A 9,655-nucleotide genomic window follows, 5' to 3' on the forward strand; every position below is an offset into this window, starting at 1 on the left:
TTTACTTATAGAATGATTCCAATACTTTTACCCGGTCTTCTTCATTTTTTATGACCACATTAATGGTTTTTTTAAGAGAATCTTCGTCTAATTCATTTCTGTCAAACATGATCACGCCTTTAATCCAGTCCACAGTGGCTCTAATGGATGGTATTTTGGTCAAGTTCATCCTCCGGATCTTCTGCATGGCCTTAACCACATCTTCCACTAAATAAGGGGAAGCTTCGGGTAAATGGGTCTTCATGATTTCCACCTCTCTTTCAAAGGAAGGATAGTCAATGTAAAGGTAGAGGCAACGATCTTTGGTTTCATCAAGCAGTTGCCTCTGGGAGTTGGAAGTCAGAACCACCAGAAGATCATTTTTAAGATCAAAGGTTCCCAGATCATTCACTGTTATCTGTTTTTCCCCCAGGGCCTGCAGGAGGAAACTTTCCACTTCCTCATCGGCCTTATCAATCTCATCAATCAGAATAACCGAGGGGTTATCATTCATGAAAGATGAAAGAAGGGGTCTTTTAATAAAAAAATCTTCCCCAAAAACATCATTCTCTGATTCATTTACATTCTCCTTAATTTTTGACATTTCCAGGTGTAATAGTTGCTTCTGGTAGTTCCATTCTCCTACTATCTGTTCAAAGGTAATCCCTTCATAACATTGCACCCTAAAAAATTCCCTTTTAAAAGCTCTTGCTATTGCTTTTGAAAGTTCTGTTTTACCTGTTCCTGGAGGGCCTTCGATTAATATGGGTTTTTTAAGTGATAGGGCAAGGAACACAACATTGACAATTGTGTCATCTGGAACGTAACTATTATTTTCCAAAATTTTTTCCACATAATTTGTATCTAGACCTGCTTTAGACATAAAATCACCATTCCTTTAATTAATACCATAATTTGCCCTAATCTATTAGTAATATTGCCATTGGAGTTATTGGGGTTGGATTACCATCAGTATCAAATTTTAATTCAATTCCTGCATTTGCTGCTGTTTTTAACAAATTGATACCCATAGATTCCGCTGAAAAACGTGCCATCAAGGCGTTCTGACAACCCTTATCCAGATTACAATTTTCACAAAGCAAGCACCTTCCACCAAAAAATGCCATAGCAAAGGCATATCCCTGGTTGAAAGCTGCTCTCTCCAGCTCCAGCAAATCAGTTAACATGTGTTTGTAAATTTTTGATATATCTGACCATATTACTGGTGATAAATTGTTCAAGTCCTGATTCCACAGTCTAACCTCATCTCCCTTTTCCTGCCCATATTTTGCTATTTCCCCGGATATTTCTGGAGGTTTGAGCTTAACAATCATGGCCAAATTGTATTCGTGGACTATCTTCTGGAACTCCTGGATGCTTGGTGTGTGGGGTGGGCATTTTAGGTTCTTCCCATAGTAGGGGCAGACCATGCACTTGAGACGGACTCTTTCTTCGACTACTACTTTTTCAGCGGGGATGACTTTTGCATAGACAACTCCTAAATCTAAAGCAAATTTTTCTAAAACCCTGTAATTATCATTTTTTGGCATTTTTTTCCACCTAAAATCTTTTTCCTGTTTTCATTGAAATAAACTATTAAAAATCATGGGATTAAATTACAAGGCCATTTCGCTTATTTTATCTGGAAATCCAAGATATTTCAGGGCTTTATTGCGGATCTGGATCATTTCAGGGGTTATAGATTCAGCTGTGTTTTTTGGCTCAGGATAAATAAGTGAAAACACCAGTATGTCACCAACACTGACCCCGCCCAGGGTTAGGGGAACTGAATTACTCATTACTGGAAGGAAAACCATACGATCAATTTTAAGGCCCCCGTAGGTCTCGGGTATGTTTAGCCTGCCCAAGTTTGATGGAATTGTGCCAGGTACCATGTTTTCCGATTTTTTTGCAAATGAGAAGGCAATGTTCTTTTTATCATTTGAAAACTGCAATAGATTCTCGGTCTGATCATATGCCTCGGGAACAACTTTTTCAAATGGTGCAAAAGATGATAATGCATCCATGAGCGTAGGATCAAAGTCCAGAACTTCAAGGGCATCAGAATCCAATTTTTCCACTCTTTCATGAATCTGGTCATGCAATAGGGAAACATTCCTCCAGAATGATTTTTTGGAGTTATAGGTATATGGAAAACTCGGTGCTCCTACACAGAGACAAAATACATCCCCTATTTTTTCCTTGGCATGTCTGCGTAGGTCAAATGGGATCCAGATTTGTTTTTGATTCTTTTTAAACGGTCCCTTAATTTCTTCACGTGCTGCAATGAATGCGGCTGAGACTGCGGATCCTATTGTCACACCATTGGCTCTGCATCTTTTTGAAAGATCTTTTGTTTCGTGAGGTTCAAGTTCAAGAAGAACCGTATTAAACATGTTTTTATCCCAGTAAGCATTCTGTAGAGCAACAGAATCTTCGTATTTAAAAGTATAAGGGTTCTTTTTCCATTTTCTATTAGCTTGAGATATGAAAAGACGCATCATAATGGAGGAAATCGAAAAACCTTTTTTTGGAAGAAAATCAGTCATATTCAGTGGGGGAACCACTTTAATCTCTTTTTCAGGATTTTCGTAGTAACCAAGCAGGTCACGAACCAAGCAGGCCAGTGCCATACCGTCGCAAATGCAATGGTTACATATTATCACCAATTCTGACACATTTTCAGAATGTATTAGAATAAATCTTATCATTGGGCCTTTTTCCAGATCAAAAGGTACGGTGATTTCTTGCTGTAATTCTTTGAACCAGTGTGTGTCTGAAACCCTGCCAATGATCTTAAGGCTGGGTAGGGGAACATTATCAGATGAAAACCAGGCATTGTGATCCTCATCAAATACGATCCTGGCACCCAGAAGTGGGTGCATCTTTCGAACAGTGTTTATTGCAAAGCGTAGCTTTTCCGGGGAAACATCACCATTAATCCTTGTGATCATTGAGACATTACTGTATGGAGTCCAGAAATAGACTCGTTCGAGATTGGTAACCTTCCGAATACATCCCGTGATATTTTTAGTGTAATCATCATTTTTTGTCCCATCATTGGCATTAGTTTTATCCCTTTTTACTATGGGCATATTTATTTCCTCCTTTAGCAAAAGTTGCCTATTCCTCATTCAATCTCATCCAGAAATCTAAGAACAGGTTTAAGTAGCAAATCAGGATTGTTCCTGATGAATAAATGGTCCTTTTCAACGAAGATCTGCCAGATACATCCTGATTCCCCATCACTTTAATTGCAACAAGTTGTTATTTTTTAACATAGCGTTATTTTATAACAGCCTGTTATTTTATAACATGGTGTTATTTTATTATATAAATTTTGTGGTATGATCTGCTGATCTGTTCCATATCAAAGGACATTATATGCATAAATCAGTTAAAAACGGTTTAAATTATCTAAAAAAGCAAATAAATCAGTAATATGATAAATATTACATTAAAAATCTAAATCAATTAAAATAAATAATAAATAAGGCATATAATAAGAAAATTTCTTTATAATTCTTTGTTTTTGAGTAATTCATTAACAAAATACATGAAATCTGTCTCAAATTTATATAAATTAATATCTCTATCCTTGAGTTCCTTCATTACCATTGGAGACGGATTCAAAACAATATCAAGGGCATTCATTACCAAAAAGGTTGCGTATAAAGGATCAAGTTTGGAAGAGAATTTCCCTCTCTTAATTCCATTTTTTATGGCCAGATGCAGGATATCAAATATTTCTTTTTGTAACCTGGCTATTTCCCTTACATCATCCCAGGCCGGACGTCTTAAACCAACAACATCTGATCCAAATCTTCCTGATTGAAAATAAGTATAAACCTCAAAATACTGTGGATATAAACTGAAGAAGGTGTAATATGATTTGCCCATGGCATTGATTTTTTGAGTGTCAGCAGCGGATTTTACATTATTTTTAACCATTTCATTCAGTATTTTAACTCCACGCAAGATAACCGCAAAACACAATGCTTCTTTATTTTTAAAATAAATATAAAGGGTGGCCCGGTTCAACTCCACTTCTTTGGCGATATCGTTCATGGAAACGTTATCATAACCTTTGATGAAAAATAACTTTTCAGCAGCGTCAATGATAGATTGTTTTCTTTGTTCCTTCTCTCGTATCTTCCGAGCTGCTGTTGACATTCCATCCCACCTTATTAAAACATAATTAATTTAAAGATATGCTAATCACTATTAATGATAGTTTGGTTTTGGAGGTTAATAAGTGGTGTTGAACACTAAAGAATGTAATGATTACATAAATGGGATTAAAAGTGACATCAATTAAGATATATTTGCATAAATAATATGAAAAAGTGTTTAATTCAGTTTAATTAAATTTAGCTTTTAAAAATGATGAGTAAAAAATCAAAAATCCTTTTTGTATTTAAAATGAAAATTGGTGAAAAATGCGGCTGCTGATCTAACTCAACAGCCACATGAAGTCTGGTTTTAAACAGTTAAAAGCTGTTTATAACATCTCCTAATAGTTTTATGGATTTCTCTTTATCTGGTCCAATTGGAGATCCAGCTACATACTGGGTCACTCCCATGTCACTGAGAGCTTCGATTTTAGGAACAAAATCATCAGGTGTTCCAACAACAGAGAAAGCATCCATGAGTTTGTCATCAACCATTCCGATTGCCGCGCCGAAATCACCGTTACCTATAAATGTCCTGATTTTTCCAGAAATTGAAGGATTTATCCCATGTCTTTCTAGAACTGGAGCTGGTGAACCCATGGCTATAAATGCCACCACGATTTTAGCTGCTTTTAATGCGGCGTTGGCATCTTCATCAATTGAACAACAGGTATAGGCCACCACATCAACATCTTCTAATTTTTTCCCTGCAAGTGTGGATCCTTCTTTTATTAGAGGTACGGCTACTTCAAAATCCTTAGGGTTAGAAGCATTTATAAGTGCACCATCAGAAATTTCACCAGCTGTTTTAAGCATCATTGGTCCTTGAGCACCCATATAAATTGGAATTTTATCCTGGACTGGTTTAACTCCCTTAAGGACTGCACCATTTTTGGTTTTTTCACTTTTAAGGAGGGTTTCTATAGTTTCAATGGAACTCTTTATGGTGCTGACCGGCTTTGTCCATTCAATTCCTAGCGCATCAAAGGCTGCCTTATCACCAGGCCCCATACCTAAAGTTGCCCTTCCGTGGGATAATTCGTCGATTGTTGCAATTACAGATGCAGTTATGGCAGGATTTCGAACGTAAGGATTGGTAACTCCTGGGCCAATTTTAATACTTTCTGTTCCTGCTGCAATCATTGCTAATGTTACATAAACGTTCTTGTTGTCGTAATGGTCGGTTACCCATGCGTATTCGAAGCCAACATCTTCTGCCAGCTTTACCAGTTTCACAATTTTTTCTATTGGTTCGTTTGGAAGAAATTCAATACCAAATTTCATACCTTCACTCTCCTTTGACTAATGGTCATAATTATTATTGACCATTGGTCATTATATATAATAACTGATGGTCAATACTATATAAAAGTTTGGTTATGAATGCAAGTTCTATAATACTGAAAATTTGTCAACTTCTAATACTCTGAGTATTTATCTTAAATGTTAAATCAGAACCAAAACCGGCAAATATTTTGGAATACATCAAAATTAGAGAATTAATGTCAAAAAGAATGGATTTAGCTTTGGAATTGTTATTAATGATCTCTGTTGGTAAACATGTTTATTATAAAATCATCAATATTTCGGGTAAATTCTTCATTGTTAATTCCTTTAACATCAAGTAATTGCTTGTAATCATAGGGCATTTCCTGGATGTTTTGGGTGAGTAATGTCAATAAAATTGCCATTTGTAATGTATTGATATCTGAACGGACAGTGCCATCTTGTATTCCAGTTTCTATTGCGTTAGATAGAATATTTACCATTTCTCTTCTTAAATCAGTGATTTCCTTTAGATAATCGCTAACTGATTCAAAAGTGACCGGGAACATAGAATACTGCCTACCTTCTTCGATGGCTTTTTTCATATAAGTGATATTTACAATGCTGGTTAGATCGAATCGGTCAGACTGGAAAGAGTTGTATATTCTGAGATAATCAGGATATTCATTTGCAAAATCATAGTATGCCTTTCTAAATCCTATTATCTTTTCAATTCCTGTCTCTTTTTTTCTCATCTCATCTTTTATTGATGTGGTGAGGATTATAATCCCACGTAACACTATAGCAAAGAAGAGTTCTTCCTTATTTTCGAAGTAAACATAAAGTGTGCCTTTACTTACCTCAACCTCTTTGGCAATATCATTCATGGAAACATTATCATAACCCTTGGAAAAAAATAGTTTCTCAGCAGCATCTATGATGGTTTGCCTCTTTCTTTCTTTATCCTGCTGTTTTCGGGCTATAGGCATGCTTATTCCTCTCTGGATGAATTTAAATTTTAAAAACAGTTATTATATTAAATTATTGATTATTTTAATATTTATAAAGTTAGTCTCCATAATCATTTAACAAAAATCTAAAACATATTAAGTGAGTATCCATTGTATATTCTTAATTTGAGTTACATAACTTGAGTTTTATCAGTTTAATTTATCCATAACCATATGCCTCCACAGATCCATTGAATCCTCAATGAACTGCTCATGACTGATGCCCTGGCTTTCTAAAACTTTTAAAACACTGGGACCTAATCCCACAATTCGTTCTGCAGTTACTGCAACAAAAACAGCCACTTCTATGGGTTTAACATCTTCGCGGATGGTTCCATCCTTAATACCCTCCTGAATGGCATTACAAATGATTATCATAATGTTTCCAGTAAGGGATTCTATTTGAATTGCATATTCATCTGCACTGTTTTCGAACCTTTTTGATTTATAGTAGAGGTAAGCGTCATGGTAATCAGGATAATCCTTATAAAATGCAAAGTAAGCACGACCTGCATCTTCAAGTTTGTCTATCCCGGTTACTCCAAGTTCAACCCTGTTTTTGAGCAGTGCCTCGAAAATTCGAACTCCTCTCAGAACAATGGCAAAATAAATTGATTCCTTATTTTTAAAATAGAGGTAAAGGGTGGCTTTGTTGAGGCCAACTTTCTGGGCTATCTGGTTCATGGAGACATCATCATAACCCCTGGAGAAGAATAACTCTTCAGCCACATCCAGGATATAGTTGCGGCGCTGTTCCTTTTCACGTTCCCGTATTTCTTTTATTGACACTCAATCACCCTTTTAAATAACCTTCTATTGATAGATCTTTAGTTAATAGATCTTGGTCTAGTCTTTATTTTTTCCATTCTCTAAATGAAACTTTTGTTCATCTGCGGTTAGAGGACTGTTTTTTAAAAGAGTTTACCCAGCTTCAGCATGGCTTTGGGGGATACCTTAACCAGTACTTTTAACAGATCAGTGGGACTTATCCGGTCAAAATCACTTTCATTGAAGGCATCTGCTATGGAATCCAGTTCTTTATCAGAAAGACTTAAGAGATACTCTTTAGCCTTGAGATACTTCTTGAAAGAGTCCCCTATTTCCTTTTGGCAGTGTTTCTGGTATTCTTTAAGATTCTTTTTGGAGTAATCTCCATCTGAAATGGCCTGTGCAGCCACTTCACCTGCTATGCGTCCTCCGGTCATTCCACTGATGATACCTCCACCATCCAGGGGATTTACCATTCCTGCAGCGTCTCCAGTGATGAGGACGTTATCAGTAACCAGGTCTTTGTGGAGTCCTCCCACGGGATCGCCACCCACATTCAATTCAACAGGCTGTGCATTCTGGGTGGCAGGGTATTTATCCACAAATTCCAGAAGATGCTGGTAGGCTGTTTTATCGGTTTTGGTGCTGAGAATTCCTAAACCCACGTTGGCTATATCTTCACCTTTGGGGAATATCCAGGCATAACCACCAGGAGCTGCACTTCCAAATATGAGTTCCAGGCAGCCAGGTTGTTTCATATCCACACCCACCATTTCAAACTGGGCGCAGGATTCCATGTTACCTGGTTTTAAACCGGTTTTAAGACCTGCCCATCTACCCACTCTTGATTCTGGTCCATCGGCACCGATGACTATTTTGGCTTTTATTTCAAATGCATTTCCCATATGTTCCAGATTGACAATGATCCCATCATTTTCTTTGCTCATGCCAGTAGCTATGGTTTTAACCATGATCTGGGCACCGGCGCGGGCTGCATCCATGGCCATGTGTTTATCGAAGACTTTCCTCTCCAGAACATAACCCATTTCAGATAACTTCACTTTATCTTCGTCTAAGAGCACGTCGGTTCCATTGGGTGAAACCAGACGCACTTTATTAATGTCACTGGTTATCCAACGGGGATTGGGAGTTATTCCCAGTTTTTTTAACCCATCTTTGGATACACCTTCAGCACATCTTTTAGGGGCTCCAATTTCTGATTTTTTATCGACTAGGAGTACTTTTGCTCCGTTTAAAGCTGCATGTTTGGCTGCTATGGAACCGGCAGGACCAGCTCCTATAATTAGAATATCTGTTTCCAACATTTAAACCACCTGTTTCTCCAGAGCCTTGACCGGACATACCTGGATACATATTTTGCAGTCTTTACATTCTTTTTCATTGAATTCCAGTGTTAGTTCTCGCACTTGGATGAGGTTCCGGGGGCAGACACCGGCACACTCCCCACAGTACATGCACCATTCTTTGACTATCATAACATCACCATATCCATCTGCTGATGGGATGGGTTTTAAACAGAAACCAATAACCATCAGTTATATTAATAACCAGTGGTTATTTTCATTTATAAATGTTTTCATTTTTAATGTGAAAAAATTCTGGTATAAAACAGGATTCAGTATATATATGTTAATGAATTTTTAGACTCTAAAACTAATTAAAGAATTTTAAAAAATAAAAAAAAAGTTGTGGATTATTTAAATCCACATTTATCTATTATAATACCATTCTGCTTATAAAGCAGGAATGATTAAGTCCCTTTCTCCGCCAGGTAAGAATTCGCGTAGTGCACCTTTGGCGATGGATTTCCTTGGGTGTGCGAAGTCGAATGCCAGGTCCTTATCAGCAAATGCGACTTTTATCAGAGGGTTGACACAGAATGCGTCTCCTCTAGCTGCGTGAGGTGCCTGGGCAATACCTGCGTATTCTGGCTGGTGACCCACGTTCATGGCGTAGTTAGGGTAGTTAGGACCACGTAGTTCGTGGATTAAACCTTCGTCACTCCTGATGGAAAGAGAGTTGGATGCTCCACACTGGTCTTGTAGGTCGTAACCGTAGAAACCGAGTCTGCTGTGTACTTCTTTGTGGAGTATCTGGCTTAAATACCATCCGTTGATTCCAGCGTTGGAGTTCCCGGTTGCAAATGCAACGGAACATCCAGCAGCAGCGGAAACAACTGCGGCTCTCTGTGAACCTCCAAAGTGGTCTTCCAGGAGAGCAGGGGTATCGTATTGTTCCAGTCCGTACATGGTTACTTCAGCAGCTATGTCGTGAACCACTTCAGTGCTTGCTTCGGTTCCGACAACACCGTATTTACCGTCTACGTATTCCATACCGTAGTAGATAAAGTCGTCCAGAATATCGTCAGTGTAAGCTGCGGTTGCGTACTGGGTGAAACCTACTCCACCAGACATGTATGAACCGAGCCAGATCTGGTCG

General features: G+C 37.8%; 10 protein-coding genes (1 of these 10 only partly in view). All 10 read right to left on the reverse strand.

The window, feature by feature from the left end; all coding sequences use genetic code 11:
• Position 1: 1 nt before the first annotated feature.
• Positions 2–862, reverse strand: a complete 861-nt coding sequence (locus HY987_RS07115; RefSeq protein WP_292757043.1) for a MoxR family ATPase — start codon at positions 860–862, stop codon at positions 2–4.
• Positions 863–899: 37 nt separating this feature from the next.
• Complete coding sequence (locus HY987_RS07120; protein WP_292757045.1) at positions 900–1,529, reverse strand: DUF2284 domain-containing protein; 630 nt, start codon at positions 1,527–1,529, stop codon at positions 900–902.
• 66 nt (positions 1,530–1,595) lie between these two features.
• The gene (locus HY987_RS07125; RefSeq protein WP_292757048.1) at positions 1,596–3,074 is read right to left on the reverse strand and encodes a condensation domain-containing protein; all 1,479 of its coding nucleotides are present in this window, start codon (positions 3,072–3,074) and stop codon (positions 1,596–1,598) included.
• A gap of 421 nt (positions 3,075–3,495) precedes the next feature.
• A complete protein-coding gene (locus tag HY987_RS07130; protein WP_292757050.1) occupies positions 3,496–4,152 on the reverse strand; it encodes a TetR/AcrR family transcriptional regulator in 657 nt (218 codons plus the stop codon).
• A gap of 317 nt (positions 4,153–4,469) precedes the next feature.
• Positions 4,470–5,435 (reverse strand): 5,10-methylenetetrahydromethanopterin reductase, encoded by a 966-nt coding sequence (gene mer, locus HY987_RS07135; RefSeq protein ID WP_292757052.1) that lies wholly within the window; start codon positions 5,433–5,435, stop codon positions 4,470–4,472.
• A gap of 254 nt (positions 5,436–5,689) precedes the next feature.
• On the reverse strand, positions 5,690–6,406 hold the full coding sequence (locus HY987_RS07140) for a TetR/AcrR family transcriptional regulator (RefSeq protein WP_292757054.1): 717 nt from the start codon (positions 6,404–6,406) through the stop codon (positions 5,690–5,692).
• Between the two features lie 171 nt (positions 6,407–6,577).
• The gene (locus HY987_RS07145) at positions 6,578–7,216 is read right to left on the reverse strand and encodes a TetR/AcrR family transcriptional regulator (RefSeq protein WP_292757056.1); all 639 of its coding nucleotides are present in this window, start codon (positions 7,214–7,216) and stop codon (positions 6,578–6,580) included.
• Between the two features lie 122 nt (positions 7,217–7,338).
• Entirely contained in the window at positions 7,339–8,520 is a 1,182-nt protein-coding gene (locus HY987_RS07150; RefSeq protein WP_292757058.1) for an NAD(P)/FAD-dependent oxidoreductase, read from the reverse strand.
• On the reverse strand, positions 8,521–8,691 hold the full coding sequence (locus tag HY987_RS07155) for a 4Fe-4S binding protein (RefSeq protein ID WP_292757060.1): 171 nt from the start codon (positions 8,689–8,691) through the stop codon (positions 8,521–8,523).
• Between the two features lie 258 nt (positions 8,692–8,949).
• Positions 8,950–9,655 carry the 3' end of a coenzyme-B sulfoethylthiotransferase subunit alpha gene (gene mcrA / locus HY987_RS07160; protein WP_292757061.1) on the reverse strand. Its footprint extends 947 nt past the window's final position, so 706 of the gene's 1,653 nt are visible here — the last part of the coding sequence; the start codon falls outside the window, past its right edge — the gene reads right to left on this strand; it ends in the stop codon at positions 8,950–8,952.

The sequence above is a fragment of the Methanobacterium sp. genome, from assembly GCF_016217785.1.
In the GTDB taxonomy this organism is placed as follows: domain Archaea; phylum Methanobacteriota; class Methanobacteria; order Methanobacteriales; family Methanobacteriaceae; genus Methanobacterium.